The sequence below is a fragment of the Arthrobacter antibioticus genome, from assembly GCF_030063205.1.
In the GTDB taxonomy this organism is placed as follows: Bacteria; Actinomycetota; Actinomycetes; order Actinomycetales; family Micrococcaceae; genus Specibacter.
Genome location: NZ_JASISQ010000003.1, coordinates 447,005 through 462,387, shown reverse-complemented (window position 1 = coordinate 462,387; position 15,383 = coordinate 447,005). Strand labels below are relative to the sequence as shown.

Genomic DNA, 15,383 nt, shown 5'->3' with positions numbered 1-15,383 from the left:
GACACCGGGTTGAACCAGGGGGCCTAGGCTCCGTCCCAAAAAGGTGCGTTGAAAGCACCCAGCGGATCCGGGCTTCCCTCGGGGAATGCCAGTGGGCTGTGCTGGCCGGCTCCGGCAACGGCCAGCGCAGCACCATCAAACTCTGGCACACCGTGCTGTGCGAACCAGCCAGCCATGCGCGAACGCAAACCTGCCAGCGCGGGGTGGGGTTCGGCGTCGTCCATCAAGTTCACACGCTCGCCGGGATCTGCGGCTAGATCGTAGAGCTCATGCGGACCGTGGGGGTGGCGATGGACATACTTGCGGTCCTGCGTACGGATCATCCGTACGGGCCCGTACTCGTCATAAACCACGACGGCGGAATCCGCACGCGCCGCCGAACTCGCCACGTCATCGGCGCTGAGCTCCAAAAGCGGGGCAAAGGAGCGTCCCGGGCCGGTTTCAAAAGGCGTTGGGTCCAGCCCCACCAGCGCCAAAATGGTGGCGGCGAAGTCGTACGCCGAGAGCAGCTCCGCGCGGACTTGCTGGGCGGTGATGTGGCCGGGCCAGTTGAAAATGGCAGGGACCTTCACGGAGGAATCGTACATATTTTGTGGGAAGGTGCCATTGCCCTTGCCCCACACCCCGTGATGGCCGGCGTTAAAGCCGTTGTCGCTGCTGAAAACAATCAGCGTATTCTCGCGCACGCCCAGACGCTCCAGATGGTCTGTGACATCACCGATGGCAGCATCCATGGCGCTGACGGCTGCAAAATACCCAACCAACGCAGCGCGCACATCCGGTTCCCCGCCAACAGCCACCCCATCCACTGTGGGCTGCCACGGATGCGGCTCCTCCTGCGGGCAGCTGGCAAAGGCACAATCGGCGTAGAGATCCTCAAATTCCTTGGGGTGCTGGCCTTTCCACGGCTTGTGGGGGGCCGTGTAGTTGATGGCCAAAAAGAACGGTTCATCCCGGGCGGCCTCCCGGTCCAGGAACGCGTGCGCATCCTCGGTGATGGCATCCGTGAGGTAGGTGCTGGTTTCTTCGCGCTCGCCGTTACGGTACATGGTGGCGCCGGTGTAGGGGCTGCCGCCGCCTTCAAGCCCATACCAGTGCACAAAACCTTTACGGGGGGCGTCATTGGCCCCCAAATGCCACTTGCCCGAGAGCCCCATCCGGTAGCCGTTATCAGCCAACACGTCGGTGAAGATCTGTTGGCCCGCCAGGTAATCCGGCGCTTGGGCGCCCACTTCAATCCCGGTGAGATAGTCGTGCACACCGTGTCTTGACGGGATCTGCCCGGTCATGAGGCTGGCACGGGCGGGGGAGCAGACCGGTGAGACGCAAAAGAAGTTCTCCAAGCGGGTGCCTTCGGATGCCAAAGCATCAAGAACCGGGGTATGAATATCCTCGTTGCCAGCGCAACCCAGTGCCCAAGGTCCTTGGTCATCACTAAGGATAAAAACAATATTGGGCGACGTGGACAGTTTGGTTGACGAACCGGTCATCATTGCTCCTCTTACGACGTGGAACACTAGTCATATCAGTGTTCCACGGGAGGACTCAAGGGGTACTTCAGGTTCTTTTTCTTAGCTTCTAACATTGATGGAAAGCGTTTTCCAGACTATTCTTGAACAAGACCCGCAACCCATTGAAAGGTGCATCATGCCATTGGCGTTCTCCACCCTGGGCTGCCCAGGGGATTCCCTTGCCCAAGTTATTGCCACAGCCCACAACGCCGGAGCCACCGGACTTGAGCTGCGCGCGGCGGCGGGCGAGTTTGTGTATCCGCAGATGGATGCGGCCCAGCGAGCGGCTTTGGCCACCGAGCTGGCCGACGCCGGCCTGACGGTACTTGCGCTGGCTAGCTACCTCCGCATTTGTGCACCCACAGGTACCTCCGGCAACGGTACTTCTGGTGAGGCCGGTCCTTCCGGTGAGGACGGTACTTTCGGTGAGGACGGCGCGAACGATCCGGTGCTCGCGGAACTACTGGCCGCCGTCGACCATGCCGCAGAGCTTTCTGCCCAAAACCCAGGGCAAGGACAGTGCGCCCAACTGCGGGTGTTTCCCGGTGCAGGTCTGGAGCCCACACAGCGAGGGGTCGAACCTTCTCCTGAAATGGCTGCTGCGGATCTCCGTGGTGCACGCCGGCTCAATGCTGCGGCCAGCCATGCCACAGCATGCGGGGTAAAAATTTTGTTGGAGACGCACGATTCGCACCCTCGTGCTGCAGATGTTTGCCGAATATTGGCCCACGTGGATGCCGCTGCGCCGGTTGGGGTCATTTGGGATCTCATGCACCCTTGGCGGTATGACGAAGCGCCGGAGGTGACTGCCTCGCTGCTGACCGATTGGCTGGCCTATGCCCAGTTCAAGGATGGGGTGCGGCAACCGGGCTCGCACACAGTTACGCTCACGCTGCCGGGGGAGGGCGAGCTTCCTCTGGCTGCCATGCACGCCCTGGCGCAGAAGATCGCTTCAGATCACGGAAATTCGGACCCGTGGATTTCACTTGAGTGGGAGCGTGCCTGGTATCCGGAGCTACCCCACGTCTCCACTGCGCTGGCCTCGCTTAAGACGGCACTGGCCGAACCTGAGAATCAAAACAGCAAGTAGTTTTAGCCGGACAGAATCGCACCCGAACTAAGGATTTTTTCATGCCGTCCAAGAATGCACAGCGCCAGCCCAACATCATGATCATCATCTCCGATGACCACGGCTATGCCGACCGTTCCATTCTGGGCGTGCAAGCTGATGTGAGCACTCCGGCCCTTGACCGACTGGCAGCAGAAGGGGTCTCCTGCAGCAATGCCTACGTCACGGCACCCATTTGCTCCCCGTCGAGGGCGGGGTTGGCGGCGGGCAGCTATCAGCAGCGCTGGGGTGCTCGGTGGTTCACCGATTCCGAGATTTCGCCAGCCAATGTGCCAACTATTGCCGAACTGATGCGGGCACAGGATTACACCACCGGCTACTTCGGCAAAGTGCACTATGGCACCGAACATCATGGGGACCGCGGCACTCCGCCCCAGCATGGTTATGACGAATCGTTCTACGGCCTCGCCGGGGAATCCATGGGCCGGCTCAATTACCTGCACCACTCAGAAGAAGCCGTTGATGAGTATGGTGAGGCGGCAGGTCCCATGGCTGTCCAGCCACTGTGGAATGGTGAGGAACCCCAAGAGTTGGAAGGCTTCCTCACCGATGCCATTGGCGAACGTACCCGGGAGTTCGTGGCTGAACATGCCAACAAACCGTTTCTGGCAACTGTTGCGTTCAACGCCGTCCACAACTTTTGCTGGCAGCTACCTGCGGATGAACTAAAGAAACGCGGGCTGCCAGCCTATGAAGATTGGAATCCCGGAGCAAGTCAGTACCTTGACTGGTACGACGGCGCCATCAGTCCCCACCTGGAAAATGGTAGAGCGTATTACCTGGCTCAGCTGGAATTGATGGATGGGCAGATCGGGCTGATACTGGACCAGCTTGATGAGTTGGGGCTTGCCGAAGACACGATCGTCATATACCTGACGGACAATGGTGGTTCCACCTGCAACTACGGAGTCAATTTGCCTCTGCGCGGCACTAAATACACGCTGTGGGAAGGCGGAGTGCGGGTGCCGTTTATTCTCCGTTGGCCCAACAATGTTCGCGCAGGCACCACTCATGCTGGCCTCACCAGTGCCATGGATATTGTGCCTACGGCGCTCGCGGCTGCTGGGGCGGACCCTGCCGTGTACGCCCACTGCGACGGGCGGGATTTGCTGGGCCGGGATTTGCTGGGCGCATCCTGTGAAGCAGGTATGAGTGATTCACAAGGTTTCCTGCAGGGCGGGCACGAAGCTCTTCATTGGGATTGCGGCTGGCAATGGTCGGTGCGTAAAGGCGACTGGAAGCTGCAGTGGGTGGAGCCGGGATCGCCGGTGGCAGACGCCATCCGGGATGTTGAGCGTGCCGAACCTGGCAGCGGTTACTTCCTGTGTAATCTGGCAGTCGATCCAGCAGAAACCACTAACTTGCACGACGCCGAGCCTGCCTTGGTAGCCGAACTCACCGCTCTGCACCAGGCATGGGCTGCTGGCGTGAACGGGGAACACTCACTGTCAGTGTGAACCCCGCTAAATGTGGCCCATCCAGATGATGGTGCCGGCTTTGACGCGTGGAGCTCAGGGAAGATGGGCGTAGATTTCCACGGGTCCCAGCAATCCCGATTCAAAGCCGGCCAGCAGATTGACCAAGGCGGCCCCCTCCAGACCGGGAGGTCCGCCAACGCTCAAAACTCCCTGCAGAAACTCAATGCCTTCGGCTAAGGGTTTCGCTTCAACATCCACGCTGAATCCAGCCTGTGCCAGCGCATCGCTGTAGGCAAGGGGTGGTTGTATAAACGAGGTATCTGCAGTTGTGGCCCATGGCAGTGGATACTCTTCCACGTCCCCTCCCAGAAGCATGATGTCGTAGAGCGCCAAAACGCCGCCGGGGCGCAGAACACGCGCAGCCTCTGCAAAGACCTTGTCTTTGGCGGGGATGTTCATTCCCACATGCACCATGAGCGCCGCATCAAAGCTCCCATTTTCGAAAGGCAGAGCCAAGATACTGCCCTGACTAAATGTCACATGGGCGGACAACCCTGTGCGTTCGGTCAGGGAGCGGGCTGTGGCAACAAATTGTGGCGTCAGATCAATTCCATGGACAGTGGCACCGAATTCTTGGGCTAGGTACCTGGACACTGCCCCAATGCCGGAGCCCAGATCAATGACACGGCTTCCTGCGTAAATGCCTGCGCGGGCTGCGATCCGTGCGGTAGCTGCGGAGCCGCCAATATGAAGTTGGTCCGCGCCGTGCAGATCGGCTTGGGAAAAGTTTCTAGTGTCCCCGCCCGCGGCCCGGATCATGCCCAGTAGCCGCTCTTCAACGTTGCCGTGCGCGTAGTGTGCGGCAACGGACTCTTCGTATTTCATGGCCCCTTCCAGAATTCTGGAACCGGGTACCTCTTACTCTCCCGGGAACCTCGGCTTTTCTCGATCCTACTCTTGTGGAGCGTGCCGGCACAGTGTGCAGTTAGCGGGGTGCAGTTAGTGAGCGAGCGTTAGAAATAAGTGCGCTTTATGTGAGCGAGGGATGGGGGAAAGTCCACGTTAAATGAGCGAGCGATGGTGGTTAGGGGGGCGGAGGGGAGGCGGCGTCCTTGGCGTCCATGATGCGGTACGCATAGCCTTGCTCGGCCAGGAAACGCTGACGCTTCGCGGCGAAATCGGCGTCCACAGTGTCGCGGGCCACCAGGGTGTAAAACCGCGCTGTGCGTCCATCAGCTTTAGGGCGCATGAGCCGACCCAATCGCTGGGCCTCCTCCTGCCGGGAGCCGAACGCCCCGGAGACCTGAATGGCAACGGAGGCCTCTGGCAGGTCGATGGAAAAATTCGCCACCTTGGACACCACAAGAGTTGATAGCCGCCCTGCCCGGAACTCCGCGAAAAGCCGCTCCCGCTCCTTGACGTCGGTTGTGCCCTTGATCAGTGGTGCGGCCAGACGAGCAGCCAGCTCATCAAGCTGGTTAATGTACTGCCCGATCACTAAAATCTGCTCTCCCTCATGGGCGGCAACCAGTTGCTGGGCAACCACAGATTTAGCCAGCGAGGTGGCACACAAACGGTACTTCCCGCCGTCGTCCGCCGTAGCGTAAGCCAACCGCTCCGAACGGGCCAGATCCACACGAACCTCAACACAGTCGGCCGGGGCAATATAGCCCTGCGCCTCGATTTCCTTCCACGGGGCGTCATAGCGTTTGGGCCCGATCAGTGCGAAAACTTCGCCCTCGCGGCCATCTTCACGCACCAAGGTGGCCGTCAGTCCCAGCCTGCGGCGCGCCTGCAGCTCAGCGGTCATACGGAAGATCGGGGCGGGCAGCAGATGAACCTCGTCATAGATCAACAAACCCCAGTTATTGTCATTGAGAAGGTTCATATGCGGGTAGGTGCCATTGCGCTTGGTTGTCAGGACCTGGTAGGTGGCGATCGTGACAGGGCGTAATTCTTTAACAGCACCGGAATACTCGCCAATTTCTGACTCAGTCAACGTTGTGCGTTTGAGCAGCTCAGCCTTCCACTGCCGGGCCGAGAGCGTATTGGTCACCAAGATCAGTGTGGTGGTACCGGAAGCGGCCATGGCCGCGGCGCCCACCAGCGTTTTGCCTGCCCCACACGGCAAAACCACCACACCGGATCCGCCAGCCCAAAAATTCTCTACTGCCACACGTTGGTATGGGCGCAGCGCCCACGGGTTGGGCTCCATATTTTCATTCAACGCAATCAAATGAGCAGTACCGTCAACGTAGCCGGCCAGGTCCTCGGCAGGCCAACCGGCCTTGAGCAGCAGCTGCTTAAGCTCACCGCGTGCAGCCCCATGGACCACAACTGTCAGTGGATCTATGCGGGCACCAAGCAAAGACGCAACTTTCTTGACATGGCAGACCTCGGCCAGGATCAGCTCGTCCTCGCTGCGCAGCACAAGACCATGATGGGCGTCCTTTTCCAACCGCAACCGCCCGTAACGTGCCATGACCTCGGCAACGTCAAGGAGCAGAGCGTGTGGCACCGGGTAGCGAGAGTAGCTCAGCAGCGTATCAACAACATGTTCGGCATCGAGCCCTGCTGCTCTGGCGTTCCACAGCCCGAGGGGAGTGATCCGGTAGCTGTGCATGTGTTCCGGGGCGCGTTCCAGCTCGGCAAAGGCGGCTATGGCGTGACGGGCGGCAGTGGAATCCGGATGGGCCACTTCCAGCAAAATTGTTTTATCGCTTTGCACAATCAAGGGGCCATCAGCCATGCTGCTCTCTCCTTCTTTGTGGGCCCGCTTTACCGGGATCGGAGGATTCGGGTTGCTCCGGTTCCGCCACTTCTTCCGCTTGCTCCGTTGCCATAATGCGATGAATACTGAAGCGCCGCTCCGTAGTGCCGCCGGCCAGAAATGTCCTTAGCGTGCCAGCAACAAGCGAGAGTGGACGGAGCCGGAGCCTCTCACGTTCCCCGGCAGCGGTGACAATCTGCAGCCAGATGTCAACATCTGCCGCTATTGCCTGCCGCAATTCTTCCATGACAAGTGCTGGTCCCGACTCGCCACCACCTGCTACGGAGAAGAGCGGCTGACTGCGCAGACGTGCAATCTGGGTGGCCACCCGTGCTGCGATGCTCTCTTCATCCTCGGCTGTGGCGGCTTCCTGCGCTGGCACTTGGTGTGTTGCTCCTGAGGAAAGCGGCCTGGAACCCGGGGGCACTGCTGTGCCGTGTGCGGCGGCAGAAATCAGATAACTCAACGATTGTGGCACAGCTGTACTTGAATGCGTCAGCAGGAAACCAAGGATGGCTTCTTCATCCATCCCGGCAGAAACTGCACCCTCTAGGGAGGCTTGGCTAAAACGAAAGATCCCGGCAGCACCGTGGCCCTCAGGGACTGCCAGTAATTTCAGTTGTGCCGCCACGGCCGGTGCTAGAAAACCGGGAGCCACAGCCGTCAGATCGCCTTGAATGATGAAGTGTTCAATGGGAGCTGGCAGCAACGTCCCCAATGCCGCATTGGCACCGTCCCAATCTGACAGTGCCACGGCCTGTCCGGGCTCACTCAGTGCGCCCGCTCCAGTAAGCCCCAGGAGTTCTAGCTCGGCCAGGATGCCGGGGAGTTGGTCGCATACTTCAACTGACCGGCGGGGATGGCGCCACCGCAGGTATTCCTGGAGTGCTACATGCGTGGGTACGGGCGCTTTGCCGTCGGCTGCGGCTGCCCCAGCGCTCATAATGGGTGCCAGCGCGGAAAGTGCGCAGAGAACTGTGAAGCGCATTGATGCACTCTGGGAAATCGGCGAAAGGTGTGCCATTCCAGTCAAAGGCCTCGTGCTGGCAGCCTTATCGACGCAGCGTGGCGGGTTCAGCAGGGTTGGACGGGGACTGTGTAGCCATGGCTTAACGAGTTGAAGCCACTGCTGGGCGCGGTCCTGCTCCAGCCAATTATGCTCCGCCACTTGCCATTTCAGGGTGCCAGCGTCAAAAGTGATCAGACCGGCCATGGCTGCCAGTTCTAGGTAAAACCCCGCTGCCGGGTCGTTAGAGAGAAGTTCTCTTGAAACTTTACGCACCGTGCGCACACTGGCGCCACCACCTCGCAATGCCTCAAGAGGAGTTTTCTGGGCTAACTCTATGAGTATTCTTATGCTGCGCAACAAGGTTTCCATGGCACTGCCACAGGCGTTGTCCCGCGCACTGAGCGGCACTGTTGGTAGCGGAAAAACAGGCGCCAATGATTGCAGGGGACCTTCTAGGTCCGGGCCGGGACTAGAACCGGGAGTAGAGCCGTAGGTGCTTCCGCATAAGACCGGCGCTACTGCGGCGAGGGGCAGGAAGTCCTGCCGCACGCCGTCGTACTTGTCCCCCTCCTGCGTCCCGGCAGTGGAGAGGATCAGAGCAAGGCGATGCAAACTTGGCAGCCATGCGGAATAGGCGTTGGGATTCTTGCCGGCGAGCAGGGCGGCCAGCACTTGCAAGTGCGGGAGGTTCAGCTGCGCCAGCGCCAGATTCACGCTGTGTGCGGTTGAAAGCCTGCTGGCAAGGTCAGCGAATGTGGCAACCGGTGGGGTCATTGCATCCGGGCGCAGACGCAGCAGGTGGCACAGTTCGGCGTCACTGCGCGCAGCCAACTCAACCGCGAAAGCGGTCAGCGTACTCATAAAGACGTGCTCATGACGTGCGGGGAAAACGTCAGAGTCTGCGTCGAATGGTCACCGAGCGAAGGACACTGGCACCCATCATAAGAAATGCGGTGGGCAAGGCGATCATGGCGATCCAGTTGAACCCGGGCCACGGTGCACCGCCTGCCCATTTGCTGATCAAAACCACAATGAGCGCGATCAATGCCAGAAAAGCCATCGCCATAGCCGTGTAGTTGAACATCTGCCAGCCGCGATTTACGGTTTGCGGGGCGGAAAAATGAGGGTTCATGGAGTTAACGCTAACAGCGGACAGATATGGCACAAAGCCGCGGCGGTTTTGCCGGCACGGTAACCTAGGAGCAAGTAGAATCGTGTGATGTTTCACTGCAGGTGCCCGCCGTAAGTTTCTTGGCGCGAGCAAGGTGAAGTTCAATCGCACAGGCCACCGAACGTGATTGCGGCCAACGAGACTCCAAAGGGGTAAAGCAAGTGCCTATTGGCAAAGTGAAGTGGTATGACAATGAAAAGGGTTTCGGCATTATTGCCGCCGACGACGGACGCGAAGTTTTCCTGCGTGCCAATGCTCTTCCCGCTGACGCAGTCGACATCAAGCCGGGCATGCGGATGGAGTTTGGCGTAGCCGATGGCCGCAAGGGCGCTCAAGCCATGGCAGCCAAAATCCTGGACCGCAGCGCTTCAGTGGCGAAGGCCAAGCGCATGCCAGCACGCGACCTCGCCCCGATTGTGCAGGACCTGGTTTCTCTGCTTGAAAACTCTGTAGGATCTTTGACCAATGGCAAATACCCTGACGGTGATGCGAGCAAGATTGCTGCAGCGCTGCGCAAGGTTGCCGACAACTTCGACGCATAGCGGTGCCCTCCATGACCGAAATTCCCAGCGAACCAGCCCTCTCTTCGGCTCCGGCAACCAACTCTGAGAGCCTATACGGCGTTCCTCTGTGGCGTCTTGGGAAGCCTGATGCTTTCCTGGCTGCTGAGGAACGCGCTGCCCGAACTGCTGCACAGGACATTGCTGGCGCCGACGAGATTGGTGTACATGTGGGTGTTCGCAGCGAAGGTGTGCGGTGTGTGACGCACCTGTTTGAGTCCCTCAAGCCCGGTTACCGGGGCTGGGTGTGGTTTGCCACGCTGACGAGGATCTCGCGCAGTAAAGCCGCCACTGTCAATGAAGTGGGGCTCTTACCCACAGGCGATGCCGTGCTGGCCCCTGCCTGGGTGCCTTGGTCTGAGCGGGTGCGCCCGGAGGACCAGGAAAGCGCTGATGCTGGCTCTTCTCACGCTATTGCTGAACGGCTTGCCGGCGGGACGGTTCCCGAAGGGGACGCTGAGCCGGTGCAGGAGCTTAACGACGATGCCGAGGGTGACCCGTCAGTGTTCGTAACCGATGATGACGCCGTAGACTCCGACTAAGCATCTTCTCCGGCATAGGCCGTGATCGAAAAAAAGGGGCTTCTTCCAGGCACTGGAAGGAGCCCCTTTTTTATGGCACGGGTGAACTTTTTAGATATTCTCGATCACGTAGTCAATACACTTCGTCAACGCTGTGACATCGTCCGGATCGATGGCAACGAACGTGGCGATGCGGAGTTGGTTGCGACCCAGCTTGCGGTACGGCTCAGTGTCAACGATCCCGTTGGCACGCAACACCTTGGCCACGGCTGCGGCGTCCACGGACTCGTCAAAGTCGATAGTGACAATGACGTTGGAGCGGTCTTCCGGGTTGGTCACAAACGGCGTGGCTACCGCGGAAGCTGCTGCCCAGGAGTATAAACGTCCGGCCGAATCAGCGGTGCGTGCTGAAGCAAAGTCAAGGCCGCCGTTGGCGTTCAGCCACTGCACCTGGTTGTTCAAGGTGACAAGGGTGGAGAGTGCAGGGGTGTTGTAGGTCTGGTTCTTCAATGAGTTATCAATGGCCGTGTTCAAATTCAGGAAGTCAGGAACCCACCGGGTGGAAGCGCCAATACGTGCTGCCCGTTCCAGAGCTGCCGGAGAGAACAGCCCAAGCCACAGGCCGCCGTCGGAGGCAAAGTTCTTTTGCGGTGCGAAGTAGTAAACATCACTCTCACGCACATCAACGGCTAGACCGCCAGCGGCAGAGGTTGCATCAATCAGGACCAAAGCGCCGTCATCCGCGCCAGCAACGCGCTGCACGGGAGCGGCAACACCCGTGGAGGTTTCGTTCTGAGGCCACGCATAGGTGTCCACGCCGGCTTCGGCAACTGAGACCGGGCGTGTTCCGGGCTCGGCCTTGAGGATGGAGGAAGCCGCCAGGAACGGGGCATTGTTGGTGGCGGAGGCAAACTTGGAGCCGAACTCACCGAAAGAAAGGTGCTGAGCCTTCTCCTCCACCAGACCAAACACTGCAACATCCCAGAACGCTGTGGATCCACCAACGCCAAGAATCACCTCGTAGTCATCCGGGGCACCAAAGAACTGCTTTAAACCGTTGCGGACATCGCCAACAAGGTTCTTCACAGGCGCCTGCCGGTGGGAGGTGCCCAGCAGCGCGGAACCCGCTTCGGAGAGGGCCGCAACCTGCTCGGGGCGGACCTTTGAGGGGCCGGCGCCAAAACGGCCATCAGCCGGAAGCAGGTTGGCGGGAATGGTGAGGGGCGTTGATTCGCTCACGAGTTACTCCAAAAATATTCGATGGAAGGTATGTCGGTGCCAAGGGGTCCTTGCCAATTCTGCCGTAGAACCGGGCTCAGCGGAAAAATGACCTGTTGCAACGAAATATTCTTAGGCCCGCACTCGGGTCCATAATCAAATACATGGATTCTCGGGATCGCTGCAATCAGGCTAACGTAGAGATAAAAGTCCTTGCTCCAAACTCGCCCTATAACAGGAGGATGCTGACGTGGCTGATCTGATTGACACGACCGAAATGTATTTGCGGACCATCCTTGAGCTGGAGGAAGAGAACATCGTGGCACTGCGGGCACGCATTGCCGAACGTCTTCACCATTCGGGCCCCACCGTCTCACAAACCATTGGCCGTATGGAGCGCGACGGCTTGGTTGTAGTCTCTGGGGATAGGCATTTAGAGCTCACACCTGTCGGTAGGGACAAGGCTACCCGCGTGATGCGCAAGCACCGGCTGGCTGAAAGGCTCCTTGCTGATGTGATTGGTCTTGATTGGGCTTACGTCCATGAGGAGGCTTGCCGCTGGGAACACGTGATGAGCGAAAGGGTTGAGCAGCGACTGTTTGACTTACTTGGCCGTCCCAATGAGTCACCCTACGGAAATCCGATTCCGGGGTTAGAGGAGCTGGGGGGTGAAGTTGCGCCGCAATTTGCAGCCGGGCTCGTCACCCTCGTAGAGGCCATGTCAACGTATTCCCCCGGACAGCAGGTTGTGATCCACAGACTTTCTGAACGCATCCAGGTTGAGCCGGAGCTGTTGCTTCAGCTCGATGAAGGCGGCTTGCGCCCCGGAGCGCGAATTTCATTGGCCCAGGTGGGGGAGTACGTCTCCGTCCGCGTCCCTGGTATTGAAGGAGCCCTGGAACTGCCGCCTGAAGTTGCTTCACACGTCTTCGTTGCAATGAGCTAGAGTTCCATGGTCTGAGTAAAAATTATTGACAAGCTAGGTAACGAAATTGTTACGTTTGCCGGTCGTACCGTATAGTATTATTTCAACGCCGTAATCAAAGCGTTACCATTGTGCGACACCGAACCTTGCCTTCGCACAATGGGCGGCAATCACTGTGGCAGGGGCGGGGGAACCACATTCGGCAGACAATCCAGTCTGCCTTGGGGTGAAGCCCACATTCGAAAGCAACACACCATTCTGGCCCAATCTCTTTGGAGAGTGCCACGCATAAAAGTGTGCCAAGAGCATGGGCCGGATCAAAAGTTTTACTCTCTGATCCGAATCCGACAGCTAACTTCGCAGGTGTTTTACAGAGAGGTCTTTAGTGTCAGAAGTTAAACAGCGGGGACGTCGTCGCGCGTCACCGTCGGTAACTCACGAGCTTGTTTCCACACCGGGAACCCGCCGCGAAGCAATTGCTGCAGAGCGTTTAAGTTCACCCTCAAATATTTCGGTCGCCCACCTGCTGCGTGTTCATGCGGCAAGTGGAGCTGGCCAAAGAGTTGGCATGGCTATGGCTGCCACCGGCCTGGTTCTGGCTGTCACTCTGCCTTCCGCCCAAGCCCTTGACGCTCACCAAATTGATACTGTTGCCTCCTCTGCGGTATCAGTGGAGGCTGCTGTCACGGCGGGTGCGGAAATCCCCATCACGTTTGCCTCACCCGAGGTTGCCAGTGCCCTGAATCCTGATGGCATGCTCAAGGAGACCCTGAAGGTAAACGCCTCCAATGTCACCCCGCAGGCAGCCAAGGGAACTCTTGGCGCACCACTGAAAAACCTGGTGACAAGCTCGCCCTTCGGTGGGCGCATCAGTCCCATCACCGGGCAGATGGGTGAACAGCACACGGGCCAGGACTTTGCCGTAGCCAGCGGCAACGAAGTACTTGCAGCGGCCGGCGGCACAGTGACATTCTCGGGCTGGCACCAGTATGGCGGCGGCAACCGCGTAGTGGTGGATCATGGCAATGGACTTTCAACGTCCTACAACCACATGAGCGCCAATGCCGTGAAGGTTGGCCAGCATGTTGAGCGCGGAGAGCTTGTGGGCTTCAGCGGCTCCACGGGCGCCTCTACAGGGCCCCATTTGCACTTTGAAGTAATCATCAATGACGAACCAGTTGACCCCATGGGCTGGCTTTAATTCCTCCACAGGGGGCATTTAGTTACGTTTTAGTCACAAGACCGTGACCTGAACGTGACATTGGGAAAAATCTGTTGTACCGTCGTAATCGCGCCGACTTCGAATCAAGTCAGCGTCCGTGAGTCGATTGCCTAGCTCTGCCACTACTCATGGTCCGTTCGTATCAATCGTCTGGCAGGGGCGGGGGAACCAATAATCGGACTTCGCGTCAAGCAAAAGTCCTAGGGGTGAAGCCGCGAAGCGTTTAGTCACAAATAAAGAAATGATTCTTTAGATGTGTGAACGTGGAGCGGCCGGGTGACTCCCATCCGAATCCGACAGCTTACCTCGCAGGCTTTGGGAGAGGAATCCTTCTTGGCTTCAAACACTGCCCTCGGGCGCCACCGCGCCGAGGTTGTTAAGACCAGCTCGATCTCCAGCCTTACGAAAGCCGTCAGCTCTAACGTCGGCGGAGTTGGCCGTCAGGCCGCCGTAATCGCAGCAGCTTCTGGTCTGGTATTGACATCCGGCATCGCAGCAAACGCGGCAACTCCCACTGTGGAGCGTGCTTCTGACGGTGCTACGACGTTGTCCTTGAACACGGAACTTGCTTCCGCTATCACGGCAGCATCAACGGTGAAGATTTCATTCGCCACTCCCTCCATCACCTCTGCCCCGGCTTATGTTGAGCCGGTAGTTGTAGAGGCACAGAGCAACGAGGTTGTTGCAACACCAGCAACAAATGTTGCTCCGGCCGCGGAAGTTGCACCAGCAGCTGCTCCGACCGTAACTACAAATACTCCTGAAGAAGCACCCGCACCTGTTGCAAAGAGTGGGATTGGCGCCACCATCGCCAGCGCCGCACTTGCCCAGCTTGGTGTTGCACAGGATTGCACAGCGCTAGCCAGCAACTCTTTGGCTGCCGCAGGAATTAACTTCCACGGCTGGCCCGCTGGTTACTTGAGCTTGGGCCGCACGGTTTCTGCTGCCGAAGCCCAGCCAGGTGACTTGATCTACTACGCAGACGGTGGCGCGGGCCTTGCCCACATCGCTGTTTACATTGGCAACGGCCAGGCCGTACACGGTGGATGGAACGGCTTCACAACAGCCGTATTCTCTGCCAACGTAGGCTCAGGTCCTGTCTTCATCGCGATGGGTCACTAAAGAACATTTTTGCCCAATGAACCCCGTCCACGGACGGGGTTCATTGTTTTAAGCTCTTCTTTTTGCCGTTCTCGTGCTTGAACCCATCTCAGCGGCATCTACCAGCAGCCAGTTAGCATGGCTCCATGGACATCTTAAAGAACAGAATGCGCAGAGCATGCAAGCAGTGATCCTGGCCGGGGGTTTATCGAAAAGACTCGGCGGTGTCCCCAAGGCAGGGCTCATGCGAGATGGGCAGACCCTGCTGGTGCGCACCCTCGATGCAGCGGTACAAGCGATGACTCCCCCGTCGATGATCGCCGTCGTAGGCCCTGTGGAGAAGGTAGTTGGCTGGCTTGCTGGATCGCAGCAGCGTAATTTTGTAGTCACTGTGCAAGAGGACCCCCCGTATGCAGGTCCCGCCGCGGGTATTGCGGCCGGTCTGGCAGTTTTGGAAGAGCGCAGCGGCGATGCGTCCGGCTCCAACCATGTGTTGATCCTGGCTTGCGATATGCCCCACGCCAGTGAAGTTGTGCGGTTGCTGCTGTCAGCGTTGAGGCGATGCAATGAAGATCAAGGTGTCATGGCCGTGACAGGGGGGCGCAAACAGCCGTTGGCCGCGATCTACCCCTTGGCTTCCCTTCGGGCTGCGGTCGCGGCGGCGCGAGCGGCGCACCGGCTAGAGAACGCGTCAGTTTTCTCCTTGCTTGCTACTGTAAAGATCAACGACTGTGTCATGCCCGCGGGTCTGACGGCAGATATAGATACTTGGGAGGACGCCCGCGCGCAAGGGATCGTTGCGGGGCCACCGGATGCGAAAGGTTAGCA

At 58.9% G+C, this 15,383-nt stretch carries 14 protein-coding genes and 2 riboswitches; of the genes, 8 read left to right on the top strand and 6 right to left on the bottom strand.

Annotated elements, in window-relative coordinates; translation table 11 throughout:
- Positions 1 to 23: 23 nt before the first annotated feature.
- Entirely contained in the window at positions 24 to 1,490 is a 1,467-nt protein-coding gene (locus QMG40_RS09630; protein WP_283530816.1) for a sulfatase-like hydrolase/transferase, read from the bottom strand.
- 157 nt (positions 1,491 to 1,647) lie between these two features.
- On the opposite strand from QMG40_RS09630, the gene QMG40_RS09625 reads away from it, so the two are divergent.
- Entirely contained in the window at positions 1,648 to 2,601 is a 954-nt protein-coding gene (locus tag QMG40_RS09625) for a sugar phosphate isomerase/epimerase family protein (RefSeq protein ID WP_283530815.1), read from the top strand.
- A 41-nt stretch (positions 2,602 to 2,642) separates the two neighbouring features.
- On the top strand, positions 2,643 to 4,097 hold the full coding sequence (locus QMG40_RS09620) for a sulfatase family protein (RefSeq protein ID WP_283530814.1): 1,455 nt from the start codon (positions 2,643 to 2,645) through the stop codon (positions 4,095 to 4,097).
- A 54-nt stretch (positions 4,098 to 4,151) separates the two neighbouring features.
- Here QMG40_RS09620 and QMG40_RS09615 read toward each other — a convergent pair whose 3' ends face one another.
- The 4 genes from QMG40_RS09615 to QMG40_RS09600 all read right to left on the bottom strand — a co-directional run bounded on the left by QMG40_RS09615 (position 4,152) and on the right by QMG40_RS09600 (position 8,969).
- Entirely contained in the window at positions 4,152 to 4,943 is a 792-nt protein-coding gene (locus QMG40_RS09615) for a class I SAM-dependent methyltransferase (RefSeq protein WP_283530813.1), read from the bottom strand.
- A 199-nt stretch (positions 4,944 to 5,142) separates the two neighbouring features.
- Complete coding sequence (locus QMG40_RS09610; protein WP_283530812.1) at positions 5,143 to 6,807, bottom strand: DNA repair helicase XPB; 1,665 nt, start codon at positions 6,805 to 6,807, stop codon at positions 5,143 to 5,145.
- Entirely contained in the window at positions 6,800 to 8,698 is a 1,899-nt protein-coding gene (locus QMG40_RS09605) for a helicase-associated domain-containing protein (protein ID WP_283530811.1), read from the bottom strand. The genes QMG40_RS09610 and QMG40_RS09605 overlap by 8 nt, the downstream gene beginning before the upstream one ends.
- Positions 8,699 to 8,729: 31 nt before the next feature.
- Positions 8,730 to 8,969: a hypothetical protein gene (locus tag QMG40_RS09600; protein WP_283530810.1), complete on the bottom strand. Its 240-nt coding sequence runs from the start codon at positions 8,967 to 8,969 to the stop codon at positions 8,730 to 8,732.
- A gap of 200 nt (positions 8,970 to 9,169) precedes the next feature.
- Between QMG40_RS09600 and QMG40_RS09595 the strand changes: the two genes are divergently transcribed.
- Both QMG40_RS09595 and QMG40_RS09590 read left to right on the top strand, forming a co-directional pair.
- Positions 9,170 to 9,550 carry a cold-shock protein gene (locus tag QMG40_RS09595; RefSeq protein ID WP_283530809.1) on the top strand — a complete coding sequence of 127 codons (381 nt, stop codon included), beginning with the start codon at positions 9,170 to 9,172 and terminating at the stop codon, positions 9,548 to 9,550.
- Between the two features lie 11 nt (positions 9,551 to 9,561).
- Positions 9,562 to 10,110, top strand: a complete 549-nt coding sequence (locus QMG40_RS09590; RefSeq protein ID WP_283530808.1) for a DUF3027 domain-containing protein — start codon at positions 9,562 to 9,564, stop codon at positions 10,108 to 10,110.
- Between the two features lie 90 nt (positions 10,111 to 10,200).
- Here the strand turns inward: QMG40_RS09590 and serC are convergent, their stop codons facing one another.
- On the bottom strand, positions 10,201 to 11,328 hold the full coding sequence (gene serC, locus QMG40_RS09585; RefSeq protein WP_283530807.1) for a phosphoserine transaminase: 1,128 nt from the start codon (positions 11,326 to 11,328) through the stop codon (positions 10,201 to 10,203).
- A 229-nt stretch (positions 11,329 to 11,557) separates the two neighbouring features.
- On the opposite strand from serC, the gene QMG40_RS09580 reads away from it, so the two are divergent.
- The 4 genes from QMG40_RS09580 (at position 11,558) to QMG40_RS09565 (ending at position 15,381) form a co-directional block, all read left to right on the top strand.
- On the top strand, positions 11,558 to 12,253 hold the full coding sequence (locus tag QMG40_RS09580) for a metal-dependent transcriptional regulator (RefSeq protein WP_283530806.1): 696 nt from the start codon (positions 11,558 to 11,560) through the stop codon (positions 12,251 to 12,253).
- Between the two features lie 140 nt (positions 12,254 to 12,393).
- Positions 12,394 to 12,613: riboswitch (cyclic di-AMP (ydaO/yuaA leader) on the top strand.
- 4 nt (positions 12,614 to 12,617) lie between these two features.
- Positions 12,618 to 13,433: a M23 family metallopeptidase gene (locus tag QMG40_RS09575; RefSeq protein WP_283530805.1), complete on the top strand. Its 816-nt coding sequence runs from the start codon at positions 12,618 to 12,620 to the stop codon at positions 13,431 to 13,433.
- A 142-nt stretch (positions 13,434 to 13,575) separates the two neighbouring features.
- Positions 13,576 to 13,783, top strand: a riboswitch (cyclic di-AMP (ydaO/yuaA leader).
- A 4-nt stretch (positions 13,784 to 13,787) separates the two neighbouring features.
- Entirely contained in the window at positions 13,788 to 14,576 is a 789-nt protein-coding gene (locus QMG40_RS09570) for an NlpC/P60 family protein (protein WP_283530804.1), read from the top strand.
- A gap of 157 nt (positions 14,577 to 14,733) precedes the next feature.
- Positions 14,734 to 15,381, top strand: coding sequence for an NTP transferase domain-containing protein (locus QMG40_RS09565; protein WP_283530803.1), 648 nt, complete (start codon positions 14,734 to 14,736; stop codon positions 15,379 to 15,381).
- Positions 15,382 to 15,383 lie beyond the last annotated feature (2 nt).